The organism is Vibrio sp. nBUS_14, assembly GCF_051201655.1.
Taxonomy (GTDB): Bacteria; Pseudomonadota; Gammaproteobacteria; order Enterobacterales; family Vibrionaceae; genus Vibrio.
In genome coordinates, this window is the sequence record NZ_CP179206.1 from 763,940 (window position 1) to 783,255 (window position 19,316).

12 protein-coding genes, 3 tRNA genes and 3 rRNA genes are annotated in these 19,316 nt (G+C 45.2%); 12 read left to right on the plus strand and 6 right to left on the minus strand.

Features of this window, described 5'->3' with window-relative positions:
- The first annotated feature begins 68 nt into the window (after positions 1 to 68).
- The 8 genes from clpB to mepA all read left to right on the plus strand — a co-directional run bounded on the left by clpB (position 69) and on the right by mepA (position 10,131).
- Entirely contained in the window at positions 69 to 2,642 is a 2,574-nt protein-coding gene (gene clpB / locus ACMAZD_RS03470; RefSeq protein WP_435248586.1) for an ATP-dependent chaperone ClpB, read from the plus strand.
- A gap of 668 nt (positions 2,643 to 3,310) precedes the next feature.
- Positions 3,311 to 4,865: ribosomal RNA gene (locus ACMAZD_RS03475) — 16S ribosomal RNA — on the plus strand.
- Between the two features lie 78 nt (positions 4,866 to 4,943).
- Positions 4,944 to 5,019, plus strand: a tRNA-Ala gene (locus ACMAZD_RS03480).
- Between the two features lie 394 nt (positions 5,020 to 5,413).
- A 23S ribosomal RNA gene (locus ACMAZD_RS03485) occupies positions 5,414 to 8,307 on the plus strand.
- A 149-nt stretch (positions 8,308 to 8,456) separates the two neighbouring features.
- Positions 8,457 to 8,572: ribosomal RNA gene (rrf, locus tag ACMAZD_RS03490) — 5S ribosomal RNA — on the plus strand.
- Together the 16S, 23S and 5S rRNA genes with 3 tRNA genes alongside form the textbook arrangement of a ribosomal RNA operon.
- Before the next feature lie 67 nt (positions 8,573 to 8,639).
- Positions 8,640 to 8,716: transfer RNA gene (locus ACMAZD_RS03495), tRNA-Asp, on the plus strand.
- A 35-nt stretch (positions 8,717 to 8,751) separates the two neighbouring features.
- A tRNA-Trp gene (locus tag ACMAZD_RS03500) sits at positions 8,752 to 8,828 on the plus strand.
- A 463-nt stretch (positions 8,829 to 9,291) separates the two neighbouring features.
- Entirely contained in the window at positions 9,292 to 10,131 is an 840-nt protein-coding gene (gene mepA / locus ACMAZD_RS03505) for a penicillin-insensitive murein endopeptidase (protein ID WP_435249321.1), read from the plus strand.
- A gap of 440 nt (positions 10,132 to 10,571) precedes the next feature.
- On the opposite strand, the gene tnpC is transcribed toward mepA, so the two are convergent.
- The 3 genes from tnpC to tnpA are packed head-to-tail and all read right to left on the minus strand — an operon-like array spanning position 10,572 to position 12,917.
- Positions 10,572 to 12,155: an IS66 family transposase gene (gene tnpC / locus ACMAZD_RS03510; protein ID WP_435248587.1), complete on the minus strand. Its 1,584-nt coding sequence runs from the start codon at positions 12,153 to 12,155 to the stop codon at positions 10,572 to 10,574.
- A 55-nt stretch (positions 12,156 to 12,210) separates the two neighbouring features.
- Entirely contained in the window at positions 12,211 to 12,567 is a 357-nt protein-coding gene (gene tnpB, locus ACMAZD_RS03515) for an IS66 family insertion sequence element accessory protein TnpB (protein ID WP_435248588.1), read from the minus strand.
- The gene (gene tnpA / locus ACMAZD_RS03520; protein WP_435248589.1) at positions 12,564 to 12,917 is read right to left on the minus strand and encodes an IS66 family insertion sequence element accessory protein TnpA; all 354 of its coding nucleotides are present in this window, start codon (positions 12,915 to 12,917) and stop codon (positions 12,564 to 12,566) included. Before tnpA ends, tnpB begins: the two co-directional genes overlap by 4 nt.
- 57 nt (positions 12,918 to 12,974) lie before the next feature.
- Between tnpA and ACMAZD_RS03525 the strand changes: the two genes are divergently transcribed.
- Entirely contained in the window at positions 12,975 to 13,253 is a 279-nt protein-coding gene (locus ACMAZD_RS03525) for a hypothetical protein (protein WP_435248590.1), read from the plus strand.
- A gap of 41 nt (positions 13,254 to 13,294) precedes the next feature.
- Here the strand turns inward: ACMAZD_RS03525 and ACMAZD_RS03530 are convergent, their stop codons facing one another.
- The 3 genes from ACMAZD_RS03530 to rdgC all read right to left on the minus strand — a co-directional run bounded on the left by ACMAZD_RS03530 (position 13,295) and on the right by rdgC (position 16,121).
- Positions 13,295 to 13,549: a YfhL family 4Fe-4S dicluster ferredoxin gene (locus ACMAZD_RS03530; protein WP_004735061.1), complete on the minus strand. Its 255-nt coding sequence runs from the start codon at positions 13,547 to 13,549 to the stop codon at positions 13,295 to 13,297.
- A gap of 32 nt (positions 13,550 to 13,581) precedes the next feature.
- On the minus strand, positions 13,582 to 15,000 hold the full coding sequence (gene yegQ / locus ACMAZD_RS03535; protein ID WP_435248591.1) for a tRNA 5-hydroxyuridine modification protein YegQ: 1,419 nt from the start codon (positions 14,998 to 15,000) through the stop codon (positions 13,582 to 13,584).
- Positions 15,001 to 15,206: 206 nt separating this feature from the next.
- Positions 15,207 to 16,121, minus strand: a complete 915-nt coding sequence (gene rdgC, locus ACMAZD_RS03540) for a recombination-associated protein RdgC (protein WP_435248592.1) — start codon at positions 16,119 to 16,121, stop codon at positions 15,207 to 15,209.
- A gap of 193 nt (positions 16,122 to 16,314) precedes the next feature.
- Between rdgC and phoB the strand changes: the two genes are divergently transcribed.
- Genes phoB through ACMAZD_RS03555 form a run of 3 tightly spaced genes read left to right on the plus strand, consistent with a single transcriptional unit; the run spans position 16,315 to position 19,310 of the window.
- A complete protein-coding gene (gene phoB, locus ACMAZD_RS03545; protein WP_435248593.1) occupies positions 16,315 to 17,004 on the plus strand; it encodes a phosphate regulon transcriptional regulator PhoB in 690 nt (229 codons plus the stop codon).
- Between the two features lie 33 nt (positions 17,005 to 17,037).
- Positions 17,038 to 18,333 (plus strand): phosphate regulon sensor histidine kinase PhoR, encoded by a 1,296-nt coding sequence (gene phoR, locus ACMAZD_RS03550; RefSeq protein ID WP_435248594.1) that lies wholly within the window; start codon positions 17,038 to 17,040, stop codon positions 18,331 to 18,333.
- A gap of 20 nt (positions 18,334 to 18,353) precedes the next feature.
- Complete coding sequence (locus tag ACMAZD_RS03555) at positions 18,354 to 19,310, plus strand: PstS family phosphate ABC transporter substrate-binding protein (RefSeq protein ID WP_435249322.1); 957 nt, start codon at positions 18,354 to 18,356, stop codon at positions 19,308 to 19,310.
- Positions 19,311 to 19,316: the final 6 nt, after the last annotated feature.

The window sequence follows — 19,316 nt, forward strand, 5'->3', positions numbered from 1 at the left end:
GAAAATCCGCGTTACCGTATCCATCTTCTAACCATAAGATAAACATATCTAAGAGTAGGAAGGTTGGCATGCGTCTCGATCGATTCACTAGTAAATTCCAAATTGCGATATCTGATGCTCAGTCGCTCGCATTAGGTCGTGATCACCAATATATAGAACCTGTACACCTAATGGTGTCTTTACTTAATCAAGATGGTAGTGCAATTCGTCCATTGCTCACCATGCTTAATATTGATGTTGTTCAATTGCGTTCTAAATTAAGCGAAATATTAGATCGAGTGCCAAAAGTAAGTGGTATCGGTGGTGATGTTCAGCTCTCTAACGCAATGGGAGCGCTATTCAATCTATGTGACAAGGTCGCGCAAAAGCGTCAAGACAGTTACATATCTTCAGAAGTATTCCTACTCGCTGCAATTGAAGACAAAGGTCCTTTAGGAAACTTACTTAAAGAGCTAGGCCTTACTGAGCAAAAACTATCTCAAGCTATCGAGCAAGTTCGCGGTGGTCAAAAAGTTGATGACCCGAATGCAGAAGATAGACGTCAAGCATTAGAGAAGTTCACTATTGATCTGACCGAAAGAGCAGAGCAAGGCAAACTAGATCCTGTGATCGGCCGTGATGATGAAATTCGTCGCACGATTCAAGTTCTTCAACGTCGAACTAAGAATAACCCTGTCATTATCGGCGAACCCGGCGTAGGTAAAACCGCGATTGTCGAAGGTTTGGCTCAGCGTATTATCAATAATGAAGTTCCTGAAGGCTTAAGAGGCCGACGAGTGCTTTCATTAGATATGGGATCATTGGTAGCGGGTGCTAAATATCGTGGTGAATTCGAAGAGCGTCTAAAATCGGTGCTTAATGAATTATCGAAAGAAGAAGGCAATATCATTCTCTTTATCGATGAAATTCATACGATGGTCGGCGCAGGTAAAGGCGAAGGCTCTATGGATGCGGGTAATATGCTGAAACCAGCATTAGCTCGTGGTGAACTGCATTGTGTCGGTGCAACAACGCTCGATGAGTATCGTCAATATATAGAGAAAGACCCTGCGTTAGAGCGTCGCTTCCAAAAAGTGATAGTGGATGAACCAACAGTTGAAGACACAGTCGCGATTCTTCGTGGTTTGAAAGAGCGCTATGAACTTCACCATCATGTAGAAATTACCGATCCTGCTATTGTAGCGGCGGCAACTCTATCTCACCGATACGTTTCAGATCGTCAGTTACCAGATAAGGCGATTGATCTCATTGATGAAGCGGCTTCGAGCATTCGAATGCAGATAGATTCAAAACCTGAGTCGCTAGATAAGTTAGAGCGCAAAATCATTCAGTTGAAGATCGAACAGCAAGCTTTGACGAATGAAAGTGATGAGGCCAGTGAAAAACGCCTGCGTACGCTACAAAGCGAACTTTCTGAGAAAGAGCGAGATTTTGCAGAGCTCGAAGAAGTTTGGAATGCTGAAAAAGCGGCTTTGTCTGGTACGCAACATATCAAGTCAGAGTTAGAACAAGCTCGGATGGATATGGATTTTGCACGACGTGCTGGTGATCTTAACCGTATGTCTGAATTGCAATATGGCCGAATCCCAGAATTGGAGAAGCAGTTAGATCTCGCGACTCAAGCTGAAATGCAAGAAATGACCTTGTTACGTAACAAGGTGACTGACGCTGAGATTGCCGATGTCCTTTCAAAGCAAACCGGCATCCCGGTTTCTAAAATGCTAGAAGCAGAAAAAGAGAAGCTTCTGAAAATGGAAGGTGTTCTGCATAAGCGGGTTATCGGTCAAGTGGAAGCGGTCGAAGTAGTATCGAATGCGATTCGTCGTAGCCGTGCTGGTTTGTCTGATCCGAATAAGCCGATTGGTTCGTTCTTGTTCTTAGGGCCAACAGGTGTCGGTAAAACGGAACTGTGTAAAACATTGGCGAACTTTATGTTCGATAGTGAAGATGCCATGGTGCGTATCGATATGTCTGAGTTTATGGAGAAGCACTCTGTTGCTCGTTTAGTTGGTGCTCCTCCAGGTTATGTGGGTTATGAAGAAGGTGGATACTTAACCGAAGCCGTTCGTCGAAAACCTTATTCTGTCATTTTGCTTGATGAGGTAGAGAAAGCACACCCAGATGTTTTCAATATTCTATTGCAGGTTTTAGATGATGGACGATTAACTGACGGACAAGGTCGCACGGTCGACTTTAGAAATACCGTGGTAATCATGACATCGAATCTAGGTTCAACTCGTATTCAAGAGAACTTCAACACATTGGATTACCAAGGGATTAAAAATGAGGTTATGGAAGTGGTAGGTAAACATTTCCGTCCTGAGTTTTTGAACCGAGTTGACGAAAGTGTCGTGTTCCATCCATTGGGCCAAGAGCACATCGAATCAATTGCTGCTATTCAGCTTGAGCATTTGAAAAAGCGAATGGATGATAATGGTTATGAACTCGAAGTATCAGAAAAAGCGCTCAAGCTAATATCTCAAGTTGGTTTTGATCCTGTATATGGTGCAAGGCCTCTTAAAAGAGCAATTCAACAAACTGTTGAGAACCCGCTAGCGAAAGCGATACTGGCTGGAAAAATAAATCCAGAGAAGAAAGTGCAGCTATTAGTGAATAACGACCGAATTATTGCTCACCAATAATCAAACTATGAATAATAGGTACGATTAGCCGAAATAAAGGCTTAATCGCACCTATTTTGAACGCTTTGTGCAAATAGTGTCCGAACGATCGCCTGCTGCGTTTTTTTTTTGTTTTTGGTCTTGTGCAAAGGGGAATTCTCTCTATAATGCGCCTCCGTTGCCAGGGATAACCAAGCGGTTTGAACTAAGTAACGAGACGACATTAAGCATTTAAGATGCTTTGAAAAATTAGCTGGAAAAAGTGTTTGACACTGGAACCCAATTCGCTAGAATGGCCGTCCACTTAGAGAGGCTCCTTACTAAAAGGAACGCTCAATAAGTAAAGCTCTTTAACAATTTAAACCTATCAATCTGTGTGGGCACTCGTTGATGAATATCAAGACGTTATTGGTTCTTTTTCGAAAGAGCGTAATGACAGTTACTTCGGTAACGCAATGATTTCAATGAACTGAGTGACCTGAGCTAGAAATAGTTCGAATGCTTTTTGGTTTTGCTTTTATTAAAAAGTGAAAACAACTAGCGGCACAGTCAATTCATTACCATTCTGTTCCTATTTATTTAAGAAGAGAGAGGTAATAGCTTTAAAATTACACTCTTTATTTATAAAGAATAGTTTTGAAGTCAGTATTCGTTGAGTCACACCTATTAATTTAGGTAATCAAAACTTTAAATTGAAGAGTTTGATCATGGCTCAGATTGAACGCTGGCGGCAGGCCTAACACATGCAAGTCGAGCGGAAACGACACTAACAATCCTTCGGGTGCGTTAATGGGCGTCGAGCGGCGGACGGGTGAGTAATGCCTAGGAAATTGCCTTGATGTGGGGGATAACCATTGGAAACGATGGCTAATACCGCATAATGCCTACGGGCCAAAGAGGGGGACCTTCGGGCCTCTCGCGTCAAGATATGCCTAGGTGGGATTAGCTAGTTGGTGAGGTAATGGCTCACCAAGGCGACGATCCCTAGCTGGTCTGAGAGGATGATCAGCCACACTGGAACTGAGACACGGTCCAGACTCCTACGGGAGGCAGCAGTGGGGAATATTGCACAATGGGCGAAAGCCTGATGCAGCCATGCCGCGTGTATGAAGAAGGCCTTCGGGTTGTAAAGTACTTTCAGTTGTGAGGAAGGGGGTAACGTTAATAGCGTTACCTCTTGACGTTAGCAACAGAAGAAGCACCGGCTAACTCCGTGCCAGCAGCCGCGGTAATACGGAGGGTGCGAGCGTTAATCGGAATTACTGGGCGTAAAGCGCATGCAGGTGGTTCATTAAGTCAGATGTGAAAGCCCGGGGCTCAACCTCGGAACTGCATTTGAAACTGGTGAACTAGAGTGCTGTAGAGGGGGGTAGAATTTCAGGTGTAGCGGTGAAATGCGTAGAGATCTGAAGGAATACCAGTGGCGAAGGCGGCCCCCTGGACAGGCACTGACACTCAGATGCGAAAGCGTGGGGAGCAAACAGGATTAGATACCCTGGTAGTCCACGCCGTAAACGATGTCTACTTGGAGGTTGTGGCCTTGAGCCGTGGCTTTCGGAGCTAACGCGTTAAGTAGACCGCCTGGGGAGTACGGTCGCAAGATTAAAACTCAAATGAATTGACGGGGGCCCGCACAAGCGGTGGAGCATGTGGTTTAATTCGATGCAACGCGAAGAACCTTACCTACTCTTGACATCCAGAGAAGCCAGCGGAGACGCAGGTGTGCCTTCGGGAGCTCTGAGACAGGTGCTGCATGGCTGTCGTCAGCTCGTGTTGTGAAATGTTGGGTTAAGTCCCGCAACGAGCGCAACCCTTATCCTTGTTTGCCAGCACGTAATGGTGGGAACTCCAGGGAGACTGCCGGTGATAAACCGGAGGAAGGTGGGGACGACGTCAAGTCATCATGGCCCTTACGAGTAGGGCTACACACGTGCTACAATGGCGCATACAGAGGGCAGCAAGCTAGCGATAGTGAGCGAATCCCAAAAAGTGCGTCGTAGTCCGGATTGGAGTCTGCAACTCGACTCCATGAAGTCGGAATCGCTAGTAATCGTGAATCAGAATGTCACGGTGAATACGTTCCCGGGCCTTGTACACACCGCCCGTCACACCATGGGAGTGGGCTGCAAAAGAAGTGGGTAGTTTAACCTTTCGGGGAGGACGCTCACCACTTTGTGGTTCATGACTGGGGTGAAGTCGTAACAAGGTAGCCCTAGGGGAACCTGGGGCTGGATCACCTCCTTATACGAAGATACTTACGATGAGTGTCCACACAGATTGATTAGGTTTAAAAAATTTAAGAGTAGAAATACTTTTCCAGATGGGGCTATAGCTCAGCTGGGAGAGCGCCTCGCTGGCAGCGAGGAGGTCTGCGGTTCGATCCCGCATAGCTCCACCATCTTTAAGTGTTTTTCTTTGAAAATATTTAAAAATGGTTCCCTTCTTTTAACAGAAGTTGAATCAAGCTCTTTAACAATTTGGAAAGCTGACTGATTACTTAATTGGTTTTCACTTTAAAAAGTGAAATCAAACAGCTTAAGGCTGTGATTAAGTTAATCAAATTTAAAAGTTCTCAATGTTTATCTTTCATTAGGTAAACGCAACAAACACATTCAAGTGTCTTGTATTCGAATGATCAGAAATGATTGTTCATTTTTTGATTCTACTTTTTATTAAAAGTGGAAACAAAAAGTAAATTGAGTCCGGCAAACAGTCATTGAGAATTAACCCTTCTTGATGACAACCAAAAACCTTGGTTAGTTGCCATACACTAAGACCCTTTCGGGTTGTATGGTTAAGTGACTAAGCGTACACGGTGGATGCCTTGGCAGTCAGAGGCGATGAAAGACGTAATAACTTGCGATAAGCCCAGATTAGGTAGTAATAACCTTTTGAGTCTGGGATTTCTGAATGGGGAAACCCACGTGCACAAGCACGTATCCTGTTGTGAATACATAGCAACAGGAGGCAAACCGGGGGAACTGAAACATCTAAGTACCCCGAGGAAGAGAAATCAACCGAGATTCCGAAAGTAGCGGCGAGCGAAATTGGATTAGCCCTTAAGCTTTTAATGATGCAGGTGAAGCCTCTGGAAAGTGGCGCAATAAAGGGTGATAGCCCCGTAACCGACACATCATAATCAGTGAAATCGAGTAGGGCGGGACACGTGATATCCTGTCTGAATATGGGGGGACCATCCTCCAAGGCTAAATACTACTGACTGACCGATAGTGAACCAGTACCGTGAGGGAAAGGCGAAAAGAACCCCTGTGAGGGGAGTGAAATAGAACCTGAAACCGTGTACGTACAAGCAGTAGGAGCACCTTCGTGGTGTGACTGCGTACCTTTTGTATAATGGGTCAGCGACTTAATTTTAGTAGCAAGGTTAACCGTTTAGGGGAGCCGTAGGGAAACCGAGTCTTAACTGGGCGTACAGTTGCTAGGATTAGACCCGAAACCAGGTGATCTAGCCATGGGCAGGTTGAAGGTTGAGTAACATCAACTGGAGGACCGAACCGACTAATGTTGAAAAATTAGCGGATGACTTGTGGCTAGGGGTGAAAGGCCAATCAAACCTGGAGATAGCTGGTTCTCCCCGAAAGCTATTTAGGTAGCGCCTCGGACGAATACTACTGGGGGTAGAGCACTGTTAAGGCTAGGGGGTCATCCCGACTTACCAACCCTTTGCAAACTCCGAATACCAGTAAGTACTATCCGGGAGACACACGGCGGGTGCTAACGTCCGTCGTGGAGAGGGAAACAACCCAGACCGCCAGCTAAGGTCCCAAAGTATAGCTAAGTGGGAAACGATGTGGGAAGGCTCAGACAGCCAGGATGTTGGCTTAGAAGCAGCCATCATTTAAAGAAAGCGTAATAGCTCACTGGTCGAGTCGGCCTGCGCGGAAGATGTAACGGGGCTAAGCTATACACCGAAGCTGCGGCTACGTACCTTAGGGTATGTGGGGTAGGGGAGCGTTCTGTAAGCCGTTGAAGGTGGTCTGTAAGGGCTGCTGGAGGTATCAGAAGTGCGAATGCTGACATGAGTAACGATAAAGGGAGTGAAAAACTCCCTCGCCGGAAGACCAAGGGTTCCTGTCCAACGTTAATCGGGGCAGGGTAAGTCGACTCCTAAGGCGAGGCCGAAAGGCGTAGTCGATGGGAAACGGGTTAATATTCCCGTACTTCTTACAATTGCGATGGGGGGACGGAGAAGGCTAGGTGGGCCTGGCGACGGTTGTCCAGGTTCAAGTATGTAGGCGGAAAGTTTAGGTAAATCCGGACTTTCATTAACGCTGAGATACGATGTCGAGCTACTACGGTAGTGAAGTCATTGATGCCATGCTTCCAGGAAAAGCCTCTAAGCTTCAGATTGTAAGGAATCGTACCCCAAACCGACACAGGTGGTCGGGTAGAGAATACCAAGGCGCTTGAGAGAACTCGGGTGAAGGAACTAGGCAAAATGGTACCGTAACTTCGGGAGAAGGTACGCTCTTATCAGTGAAGTCCCTTGCGGATGGAGCAGACGAGAGTCGCAGATACCAGGTGGCTGCAACTGTTTATTAAAAACACAGCACTGTGCAAAATCGTAAGATGACGTATACGGTGTGACGCCTGCCCGGTGCCGGAAGGTTAATTGATGGGGTTAGACTTCGGTCGAAGCTCTTGATCGAAGCCCCGGTAAACGGCGGCCGTAACTATAACGGTCCTAAGGTAGCGAAATTCCTTGTCGGGTAAGTTCCGACCTGCACGAATGGCGTAATGATGGCCACGCTGTCTCCACCCGAGACTCAGTGAAATTGAAATCGCTGTGAAGATGCAGTGTACCCGCGGCTAGACGGAAAGACCCCGTGAACCTTTACTACAGCTTGGCACTGAACATTGAACCTACATGTGTAGGATAGGTGGGAGACTATGAAACCGCGTCGCTAGATGTGGTGGAGTCGTCCTTGAAATACCACCCTTGTAGTTTTGATGTTCTAACGTTGGTCCCTGAATCGGGATTACGGACAGTGCCTGGTGGGTAGTTTGACTGGGGCGGTCTCCTCCCAAAGAGTAACGGAGGAGCACGAAGGTGGGCTAAACACGGTTGGACATCGTGTGGTTAGTGCAATGGCATAAGCCCGCTTGACTGCGAGAATGACAATTCGAGCAGGTGCGAAAGCAGGTCATAGTGATCCGGTGGTTCTGAATGGAAGGGCCATCGCTCAACGGATAAAAGGTACTCCGGGGATAACAGGCTGATACCGCCCAAGAGTTCATATCGACGGCGGTGTTTGGCACCTCGATGTCGGCTCATCACATCCTGGGGCTGAAGTCGGTCCCAAGGGTATGGCTGTTCGCCATTTAAAGTGGTACGCGAGCTGGGTTTAGAACGTCGTGAGACAGTTCGGTCCCTATCTGCCGTGGGCGTTGGAAAATTGAAAGGGGCTGCTCCTAGTACGAGAGGACCGGAGTGGACGAACCTCTGGTGTTCGGGTTGTCATGCCAATGGCATTGCCCGGTAGCTAAGTTCGGAATCGATAACCGCTGAAAGCATCTAAGTGGGAAGCGAGCCTTGAGATGAGTTTTCCCTGGCACTATAAGTGTCCTAAAGGGTTGTCGTAGACTACGACGTTGATAGGCAGGGTGTGTAAGTGCTGCGAGGCATTGAGCTAACCTGTACTAATTGCCCGTGAGGCTTAGCCATACAACACCCAAGGGGTTTTGTGGACTCAAAGACAGACCTTGAATGCGTTTGAAGAGATACAACTTTTATTGCTCTATTGAATAGAGAATCAGCTTTCCAGATTATTTTGCCTTCAGTTTTTAAAACGCTGAAAGTAAAAGCAAAATTTGCTTGGCGACCATAGCATTGTGGACCCACCTGATTCCATGCCGAACTCAGAAGTGAAACACAATAGCGCCGATGGTAGTGTGGGGTTTCCCCATGTGAGAGTAGGACATCGCCAGGCTTTAAATTAAATCTTTAGGTTGACCGACCTGAAGGTATGGACGCTCACTTAGTGAGTTGACCACTGCGGAGTGGTAGTTCAGTTGGTTAGAATACCGGCCTGTCACGCCGGGGGTCGCGGGTTCGAGTCCCGTCCACTCCGCCATTTATTCAGAGTTTCAGCTCTTTAAAACTGAAAATAGGGGTGTAGCTCCAATTGGCAGAGCAGCGGATTCCAAATCCGCGTGTTGGGAGTTCGAATCTCTCCACCCCTGCCATATTTAAGGCTCTAGTCGAAAGACTAGAGCCTTTTTGCTTTCTCCCATATAGAGAAAAGAGCAGCAAACCTCTGCGGCTACAAATTATCTCAATATCACTAATAGTTAGTTCAGTTCAAAAATAGTTAGTTCAGTTTAAAACAATCTATGTTGTGCATGAATAGATTAAGGCTTCAGTCGAAAGACAGGAGCTTTTTTATTTTTTGCTCATTTTTCAACTTCACCTATAAGGCGATGAGTTTACGCTGTTAATCGATAAGGTGTAGTGACTATAAATTAAATTTAAGTGACAAATTCGAGGCCCTTACGCTCTTCAGTTAGCCAATAGTAGTGGGGAAAGTTAGCTGATAAGACGCGTTGCTTGTCATTTTCACTTAATGCCCCGAAAAACTTACTACTTATGTGCCCCAATTCTTCAATGACAGCTAGTATAAATACTAAAGACAAATCATTTAGGATCGTTATGAGGTTACTTTGCGCTGTGGCTACTGTGTTATGTTCATTTGTAGCCATAGCAACGCCTTGGGAAAAGGCTAAGAGCCCGACAATCAACTCAACATCATCTATTGGCAGTTATGCTAATGGCTGTCTAGACGGGGCACAGGCTTTGCCTATCAACGGGGAGGGTTATCAAATTATTCGTCCTCAGCGAGGGCGCTACTATGGCCATACCGAGGCCATTCGGTTTATTGAAAGGCTAGGTGTAATTACAAGCGAACAACTCAACACTAACTTATTAGTGGGCGATATTTCGTTACCTAGAGGGGGACGCTTCTCATCTGGTCATTCAAGCCACCAGACTGGGTTGGATATTGATATATGGTTAAGGCTCACTGATGAGAGACTTTCCGAAAATGAACTCGCTGTCCCTAAGCCAATAAGCGTTGTCGACCTTACCAGCTACAAATTACGTCAATCAAATTGGACTGATGATCATTTTCAAGTGATTCGCTATGCTGCCAAAGACGAAAAAGTGGTACGTATTTTTGTCCATCCTGTCATTAAACAAACTCTTTGTGACCAAGAAAACTCTGATGCCAATGAGAGAGCTTGGTTAGGTAAAATCAGGCCTTGGTGGGGACATCATTCTCATTTCCATGTTCGTTTAAAATGTCCTAAAGGCAGTTCTAACTGTATCGCTCAAGCAAACCCACCAAAAGGTGATGGTTGTGGATCTGAACTTGCAAGTTGGGCTCCGCAGACTATTCCAGTTCCTCCGCCTAAAAAAGTGGTTAAAAGTAAGAAAAAAAAGAAAGTTAAAGTGATGCCGAGTCAGTGTTTAGCCTTGATATCAGATAAGTAATCGTACTTGTCGAGGTTCATTACAGTGGTAATGCCACTGTCTTTCTCGTATCTAAAACTGGAGAAATGTCACACTTTTGTCTAGAGTTTATAAACACGTAATGTACGAACATCGTTTGATATCAAAACAAACGGATAACGACAATAGCAAAAACAACGATGAATTTGATAATACTTAGTCAGGGATGGCGTGTTTCTTGGGTGAAAGATGCGGCTTATGTGCAGTATATGCAAATCAGAGTCTGATACCCGTCTATAAAAATTCCAAGGATAAGACAATGACTATGATTTGCGCGAGGGAATTCTCTAAATGGTTAAGACATAGATCCACTAATGAGAAGTAAGCGTCTACGAACCGACTCATTGACTTTCTAATATCTACGCAGATACCGCCAACTAAGGCGGTATCTGTCATTCTGAGCGGTATTCTGTAGGGGCGGACTATTCCGTCTTTGGCATGTTCCAAGGTAGAAGATGACCATGGTCATCCTCACTCTTCAGTTTCGGGATTTCTCGTAACACGTATTCGAGGTACTCATACGGCTCACAGTCGTTAGCCTTCGCGGTTTCGATAAGACTGTACAACACTGCACTGGCGCGGGCTCCATTATGAGTCTTTGAGAACAACCAGTTGTTCCGTCCTACCGTGAACGGACGTACTGAACGTTCCGCTCGGTTATTATCCATGCTTAACCGGCCATCATCGATAACTCTTACTAGCTTCGACCATTGATTGAGACTGTAGCTAATCGCCTCACCCAATTTACTTTTAGGGGGCACCTGAGTGACCGATTTATCTAACCACGCCTTGAATTCATTGAGCAGAGACTGAGTCTTTGACTGGCGGGTAACATATCGCTCTTCCCTCGTCTTATCTTTGAGTGCTTGTTCAACACGATAGAGCTTTTGGAACCAACTCACTGCCCACTGGATTTTACCCCCTTTTCCATGCTTGCCTTTTGGTTGGCTCTGCTCTGCCTCTATGAACTTACGTCTTGCATGAGCCCAGCAACCCACCAACTTCGCTTCTGTCTTTTCATACGCTTTATACCCATCAACATGAAGGTATCCAGTGTAGTTTGACAGGTACGATTCAGGGCAGTGGTGCCCCCGACTCCCTTCCTGGTAGTCGAACAAGACGATACCGGGAGATTGCGCATTACCGCCCCGGTCTGGACCACACCCATACAACCAGATGTAACTTTTCTTTCTTTCGTCATCGAGCACGGTCAACGTGGTCTCGTCCGCGAACAGAACATCTTGTGCAAGGAGGGTTTCTTTCAGTAAGGCGATTAACGGCTCTACCTTATCGGCGCAACGCAGTATCCATTGACTCATCGTTTTTCGGCTGAGCGCTAGCCCATATTGTCTGAACAGCGATTCTTGACGATAGAGAGGCAGGGCGTAGTGGTATTTGTTCGTGATAATTTGCGCAAGCAAAGAGGGAGTCGCGATGCTTTTCGGGATAATCGATGCTGGCGGTGGAGCCATTGCAACAACACCCTTCTCTCCTAACGCGTCACATTGACGACAGACGTATTTGGGTCTTTCAGTGACTTCGACATACAACTTGGCCGGGATATACACCAGTTTTTCACTGGTGCTTTGCCCCATCCTGCAGAGTATCGACTGACAACACGAGCAGGTTTTTTCTGATTCTGGTATGTCCACCACGACTCGCTCTCGTGGCAGGTCTTCAGGAAGCTTTGGGCGACCACGACGTTTTGTCTCGGATGAAGTGTTTTCCGCTTCCGAAGCGTCATCATTCGGATTATCGGGTGCTTCCTCTTCACCTGTCGTATCGGCATGAGTCTCCGCCTCATTGAACTCTAAGTCCTGAGGGGGCAGGGTTTCACTAGTGCTACCAAAGCGTTTACGCCGCGCTAGGTTGAGTTTTTCAACCAGCGATTGGATGGTTAATTCGCTCTCGCTTAGAGATTGGCGAAGTGTGAGTACCGTAGATTCAAGCTCAGTCACTTTTGAACGTAAGAGCGCTAGCTCATCTTCTTTATTTGTATTTGGCATATAAGGAAGATCGCAGAGAGCCGCGAAAGTTCCTTATCCGCTAATATTTTTTAATTTAATTAAGACTTTGGTAATTCAATGTTTGATGGGGTTTCATTTTTTCAATATCGAGCCCATCAAGCAACCAATGCCACTGCTCTTCCGTTAATGAGAGGGTTTTCCCTGGCATTTTTCTTGGCCAAGCGAACTTGTCTTTTTCGAGTCGCTTTTGCCAGAGGCAAAAGCCATTACGCTGCCAGTAGAGAACTTTGAGCTTATCCCGCGTGCGATTACAGAAGACGGATAGCGCTTCGGAGAAGGGATTAAGGTTCATATTCTGTTCAACAATAAAGCTCAAGCCGTTAATGCCCTTTCTAAAATCGACGGGCGCCTTGTGGAGATAGATAACAGAGATATCAGGGAACATTTTCATACAACAGCAAGCTCCTTCAATAGAAGACCGAGCCACTGAGGTGCTACATCACGAGGTACATGAAGAGAGCATGCTCCCGCTTCAAGGCGTAATTCCGTAGGTAACGTAGAGGGAGGCAGTTGCTCGGTTTTGGTATTTAGTATGGCTATTTTTTCAACAACAACGAATTCAGAAAGTGAATCTTCTCGTTTTTTAGGCAGGTTGACTAAGTGGTGTAGTTTGCGACGGTTGTTATCAAATGTTTTTGGATGAAGATTGTGCTCTAAACAAAACTGAGCGGCAGACTGCTCACTATTGTAATACTTCTGAACAAGGCGAAGCCATTCTTGCTGAGATCTATGCTGAGACATTTTCGAGTACCTTTAACGATAAAAGTTAAAGGTTACGACGTTTATTAAAAGGATTGAATGAGTCGATTTAAAGACGCTTACAATGAGAATGTCGGTATTTCAATTTCTAGAGAAGACATAAGCCAGCTAACAGGTCGACAACGATTAGATCCTAGCTTTGTTAATGATGTTCATTATGAACTGATGCAGCATGGAATGGCGTTTGTCACTGATACCAGTCGGGAGAGCTTTTATCTAGTTCCAGTATCTCAAGCTAAAAACTGGCGAGAGCAACTTGAATATCAATTTGAGAAAGAGATGTTCTGTAACATATATCCCATTGAGAAATCGGGTTAAAAAAAGGTTCAACTTGATGATTAAGTTGAACCTTTTCTTTTTTAGGTCAACCCTTGAATGATGACAAACTTTTCTAATAACTCGTCATCAGTTTCAATATGGTTTGGGTCAGTAATGATGCATTTTGTAATCGGGCATACTGACTGACATGTTGGCTTCTCGTAGTGACCTTTACACTCAGTACATAAATCAGGATCGATTTCGAAGATACTATCACCCATAGTGATTGCGCCATTTGGGCATTCTGGGTCACACATATCGCAGTTTATGCACTTATCAGTTATTAACAGAGCCATTTCTATCTTCTCCGTAGAGTTTCTAGGTAAAGTTATTTACCTGAAGCGTTGCGTGTATCTTGGCCTGTGCTCAAGTTACGCATTAACAAACCAAATTCTAGGTCAAGATCAGCTGGTACTGGAATAAATACAAAGTGACCGTTACCTTTTGCATCTTCTACTGGCTGAGATTTACGGTTCTCCATAACTTCTAATTTGAAAACGATGTTACCTTTTGGTGTCATCATTTCTAAGCTATCGCCAACTAGGAATTTGTTCTTAACTTCGACTTCTGCTAAGTCACCACGGCGCTTACCTGTGAATTCACCAACAAACTGTTGACTATCAGAGATAGAATAACCGTACTCGTAGTTTTGGTATGTGTCGTGAGTGTGACGACGCAAGAAACCTTCAGTGTAGCCACGGTGTGCTAGGCTCTCTAGCGTACCCATAAGGCTCTCATCAAATGGTTTGCCTGCGACAGCGTCATCGATAGCTTTACGGTAAACCTGCGCTGTACGTGCACAGTAGTAGAAAGACTTAGTACGGCCTTCGATTTTCAGAGAGTGAACGCCCATCTTAGTTAAACGCTCAACGTGCTGGATTGCGCGAAGATCTTTTGAGTTCATGATGTACGTACCATGTTCGTCTTCAAACGCGGCCATTTTCTCTTCAGGTTTGTGTGATTCAGAAAGTAAAACCACTTCATCAGTTGGCTTACCAAGACCTAGAGTGTTGTCTGGGCGCTCGTCTTGAACTTCAATACCTTGAGTTTCTACTTCTTGAATAGCAACACCTGTAGGCGTTGCTTCCACGATCTGACCGTTCTCGTCTTCTTTTGCTGCTTCGGTCTTGTATTCCCAACGACAAGCGTTAGTACAAGTACCTTGGTTTGGATCGCGTTTGTTCATGTAACCAGAAAGTAGGCAACGACCTGAATAAGCCATGCATAGTGCACCGTGAACAAAAATCTCTAGCTCTGTTTCTGGGCAGTGTTCGCGAATCTCTTCGATCTCTTCAAGTGATAGTTCACGAGATAAGATCACACGTTCAACGCCTTGAGTAGACCAGAATTTTACGGTCGCCCAGTTTACAGCATTTGCTTGAACAGAAAGGTGGATCGGCATTTCAGGAAACGATTCACGTACCATCATGATAAGACCTGGGTCTGACATGATAACAGCATCTGGGCCCATCTCAACAACAGGCTTAAGGTCGCGAATGAATGTTTTTAATTTAGAGTTGTGTGGCTGAATGTTACATACAACATATAACTTTTTGCCTTGAGCATGAGCTTCATCGATACCGATTTGTAGGTTTTCGTGATTGAACTCGTTGTTACGAACACGAAGGCTGTAACGTGGCTGACCTGCGTATACTGCATCTGCGCCGTAAGCGAATGCGTAACGCATGTTTTTAAGGCTTCCTGCCGGTGATAATAGTTCAGGTACAAATGGTTTTGGTGTAGTCATTGCTTCGTTCTCTAATCTGATCTCAAGTCAGGTTGATACCACCAAGTGATATCAAAGGGGTGCAAATTTTACGCTAAAATGAGCTTGGTTGATAGCCCTAAAGATAATAATGGTATTAAGAAGCGAGTTGATAGGTATTGATAAGCGGGAGTAGGAAAGAGAATAAGCTCAGATATCGTCGACACCTGAGCTTCAAATCGGAACAATTAAGCGTTAGGTTGAGTTAACCCGCCTAATGATTCAAATAGGTTTGGTAGGAAAACACTGAATTCACCACAGAGCAGTGAGAAGTCTGCATCAAAGCGTGCTGCTTGATCTTCACGAGGAATGTCGTCGTTCTCATCTTTTAGTTCATCACTGAATTTCAGGCGCTTGATGCTGCCATCTTCAGCAAGAATGAACTCAATGCGATCTTGCCAATTGATCATAAGTTTAGTCACAACTTTGTTGGCTTCGATGTGGTTTTTAATCTCATCAGCTTCTAGTTCTTGTTTCTTAACTCGAACAATACCGCCGTCTTCTTGGATTGATTTAAGCTCAGCTTCATCGAGCATAGTGATACCTTTAGGTGTGTCACCTGATTTCACCCACTCTGTCAGAGTCGTATCAATTGCTTGCTCTGGAATAGCAGGTACTACTGGCAAGCTACCCATTGTTTTACGTAGTAATGCTAGTACGTCTTCTGCTTTTTTGTAGCTGCTAGCATCAACAACAATAAAGCCTTCTTTCGGCATGATCAGTGCGTAAGTGAAGTTACTGCGGCTGAAAGCACGAGGAAGAAGATCGATGATGATGTCTTCTTTTAGGCTGTCTTTCTCTTTCTTTTTCAGAGGAGTACCAGACTCTGCTTCAAGCGTTTCTACTTTTGCATTCAATGAATCTTTGATCACAGAAGCTGGCAGCATTTTCTCTTCTTTTTTTGCACAGATGAGAATGCGGTTTTCTGATACATGCGTCATCATATCACCATGTCTACCCATCGCATTTACCCAACCAAACTTCTGTTTGTCTTGGCTACCACAAGGGGTAAAACGGAACTCTTCAAGTTGTTTCTCTAGCTTATCTGCGTTGAAGTCTATATCACGATTAAAGCGATAGACGAGGCAATTCTTAAACCACATAAATATTTCTCATACCTTTATCTGAAGACGCTCATCATAGGAGATTTCGATCCATTTGTCTTATACCTGCAATAAAAATTAAAAGTGAAATGTTTGAGACAGTTATATGAAAATTTGTTTTCAAAGGTCACAAAAGTGTCATAATTAAACCAGATAATGCAATGCGTTGATTAAATACTAAGGCTACTCAATTATGTCGAGAAGGATTCTGGTCGTTGAAGATGAAGCACCCATTCGTGAGATGCTGTGTTTTGTACTTGAACAAAAAGGCTACCAAGCAGTAGAGGCTGAAGATTACGATACAGCGGTAAACAAGCTATGTGAACCTTTCCCAGATCTAGTATTACTAGATTGGATGCTACCTGGTGGTAGCGGGATAAACTTTATCAAGCACATGAAGCGTGAAGAGTTAACTCGCAACATCCCAGTGGTGATGCTGACGGCTCGTGGTGAAGAAGAAGATAAGGTTCGCGGTTTAGAAGTTGGCGCAGACGACTACATTACCAAACCATTTTCGCCAAAAGAGTTGGTCGCTCGTCTGAAAGCGGTTATTCGCCGTGTAACACCAACGGCATTGGAAGATGTGATTGATGTTCAAGGGCTTAAATTAGACCCTGTATCTCACCGTGTTACAGCAAGCGAAGGTCCAGTTGATATGGGACCAACCGAGTTCAAAATGCTGCATTTCTTTATGACTCACCAAGAGCGAGTATACAGCCGAGAGCAACTGCTAAATAACGTTTGGGGCACCAATGTTTACGTTGAGGACCGTACGGTTGATGTCCACATTCGACGTCTACGCAAAGCACTTGAATCTGCTGATCATGATAAGTTAATTCAAACGGTTCGCGGCGCAGGCTACCGTTTTTCTACAAAGGCTTAATGTGGCTTCGCTGCCCAGTTTACGGAGTCCTTAATGGTTGAAAAGTTAACCTGGAAAAAGCTAGCTTGGGAGCTGGCTTTTTTTTACGCACCTTGGATTATAGTCGGATGGATATTCGGTTATCTACCTTGGTTATTGCTGGCTGCAACAGTATTACAGTTAGCATGGCATCTGCACAATCAAATGCGTTTATCTACATGGTTGTGGGATGAGAGGCGGTTAACACCTCCTTCAGGTTCTGGAAACTGGGAGTCTCTGTTTAATGGTATCTATCGTATGCAGCAGAGACAGCGTCGCAAGCGTAAAGAATTGACCAACCTTATCCGTCGTTTCAGAAACGGTGCAGAATCCCTTCCCGATGCCGTTGTGGTGTTTCGCGGTGAAGGCAATATTGTTTGGTGTAACAAGCTTGCTCAATACTTACTGGGTTTTCGCTGGCCAGACGATTCAGGTCAACCTATCTCGAACTTGATCCGAACTCCTGATTTTATCAAGTATCTCAATAAACAAGACTTCTCCGAGCCGTTAGAAATGCCATCGCCACTCAATGTGGAACGTATGCTTGAGCTGCGTATCGTGCCTTATACGGAAGGTGAACACTTGATGGTAGTTCGTGATGTAACTCAGCTTAAACAACTGGAAGGCATGCGTCGGAACTTCTTTGCTAACGTTTCTCACGAGCTACGTACTCCTATGACCGTACTTCAAGGTTACCTTGAAATGACGGAAGACCCAGACATGATTGTTGGTCCAATGTGGACTAAAGCTCACGGTGTGATGACTGAGCAATTGAATCGCATGAACAGTTTAGTCAATCAACTGTTAACACTTTCTAAGATAGAAGCGGCGCCAATGCATGAATTGGACGAAGTGGTTAACGTTCCTGCTATGTTAGAAGTTCTTGAAAAGGAAGCGGCTAGCCTAAGCGGAGATCGTGAGCATAAGCTGGAATTTGATATTGATAAGAGTCTACGCGTATTAGCAGATGAAGATCAAATGAGAAGTGCGATATCGAATCTAGTTTATAACGCAGTCAAGTACACCCCGCCCGGTGCAACCGTCAAGGTTCGTTGGTATCAAACCAGTCAAGGTGCGTGTTTGGATGTGTCAGACACCGGTGATGGTATAGAACCTCAGCACTTACATCGACTCACAGAACGTTTCTATCGAGTTGATAAGGCGCGCTCTCGTGATACGGGTGGCAGTGGCCTTGGGTTAGCTATCGTTAAACACGCACTTAGTCATCATGACTCACACTTAGAAATTCAAAGTGAAGTCGGTGTTGGTAGCCGTTTCCATTTCACACTTCCAAGCCGATTGACTGTGTAATGAAAGCGCTGATACGCACAATGCGTCTTCCTATTGTTTCTATGCTCGCATTGGCTATAACTCACTACGCTTATGCGGAGCAGGGCTTAGAGTCGCTTCCTGATTACTCTAAAGTTCCGGGTATTTCTGGCAGCTTGTTGTCTGTCGGTTCCGATACCTTAGCGGGAATGACGACGTTATGGGTTGAAGAGTTTAAGTCTTATTATCCGAACGTGAATGCTCAAGTTCAGGCGTCTGGTTCTTCCACTGCACCTCCTGCATTAACGGAAGGTACCGCGCATCTCGGGCCGATGAGTCGCCCGATGCGCTTACGAGAAGTCGAGGCATTTGAAAGAGAGCATGGTTATAAGCCGACAGCACTGCGAGTTGCGATCGATGCCATAGGCTTATTTGTACACCGTGATAACCCAGTGGAAGGACTTAACTTTCGACAGATCGATGGTATTTTTTCCCAAACATTACGCTGTGGTGCAACAAAACCACTCAATAGTTGGCAAGATCTCGATATTGACCAGCCTTGGGCTAAACATCGATTCCAACTGTTTGGACGAAATTCGGTTTCAGGGACATACGGCTATTTCAAGCAAAATGCTTTGTGTGGTGGTGATTTTAAGAATCGAGTTAATGAGCAGCCAGGTTCGGCGTCAGTGGTCCAATCCGTGGCATCTTCTATTAGTGGTATTGGTTATTCTGGAATTGGATATCGCGTTGCCGGTGTGAAATTGATACCGATCGCTGAACAAGGTTTCGATTATGTCGAGCCTACTAGAGCTAACATCTTGAATGGCGATTACCCACTGTCTCGTTTTCTGTATGTGTATGTAAACAAGCATCCAGATAAACCGCTTTCTCCGGTTGAGAGAGAGTTCCTCACTTTTGTGTTCTCAAAGCAAGGGCAAGAACTGGTAGAGAAGGATGGCTACTTAGCGATACCGTCTGAGTTCGCAGAGCAAGAGTTAGCGAAGATAGGGCTATGATGAGGT

What these genes read in the sequence shown, in the direction of transcription:
- ACMAZD_RS03525 (WP_435248590.1), top strand. Translation starts at nt 12,975, where the DNA reads ATGAGTCGATTTAAAGACGCTTACAATGAGAATGTCGGTATTTCAATT.
- phoR (WP_435248594.1), top strand. Translation starts at nt 17,038, where the DNA reads ATGGTTGAAAAGTTAACCTGGAAAAAGCTAGCTTGGGAGCTGGCTTTT.
- yegQ (WP_435248591.1), bottom strand. Translation starts at nt 15,000, where the DNA reads ATGACTACACCAAAACCATTTGTACCTGAACTATTATCACCGGCAGGA.
- ACMAZD_RS03530 (WP_004735061.1), bottom strand. Translation starts at nt 13,549, where the DNA reads ATGGCTCTGTTAATAACTGATAAGTGCATAAACTGCGATATGTGTGAC.
- rdgC (WP_435248592.1), bottom strand. Translation starts at nt 16,121, where the DNA reads ATGTGGTTTAAGAATTGCCTCGTCTATCGCTTTAATCGTGATATAGAC.
- tnpC (WP_435248587.1), bottom strand. Translation starts at nt 12,155, where the DNA reads ATGCCAAATACAAATAAAGAAGATGAGCTAGCGCTCTTACGTTCAAAA.
- clpB (WP_435248586.1), top strand. Translation starts at nt 69, where the DNA reads ATGCGTCTCGATCGATTCACTAGTAAATTCCAAATTGCGATATCTGAT.
- ACMAZD_RS03555 (WP_435249322.1), top strand. Translation starts at nt 18,354, where the DNA reads ATGCGTCTTCCTATTGTTTCTATGCTCGCATTGGCTATAACTCACTAC.
- mepA (WP_435249321.1), top strand. Translation starts at nt 9,292, where the DNA reads ATGAGGTTACTTTGCGCTGTGGCTACTGTGTTATGTTCATTTGTAGCC.
- tnpB (WP_435248588.1), bottom strand. Translation starts at nt 12,567, where the DNA reads ATGAAAATGTTCCCTGATATCTCTGTTATCTATCTCCACAAGGCGCCC.
- tnpA (WP_435248589.1), bottom strand. Translation starts at nt 12,917, where the DNA reads ATGTCTCAGCATAGATCTCAGCAAGAATGGCTTCGCCTTGTTCAGAAG.
- phoB (WP_435248593.1), top strand. Translation starts at nt 16,315, where the DNA reads ATGTCGAGAAGGATTCTGGTCGTTGAAGATGAAGCACCCATTCGTGAG.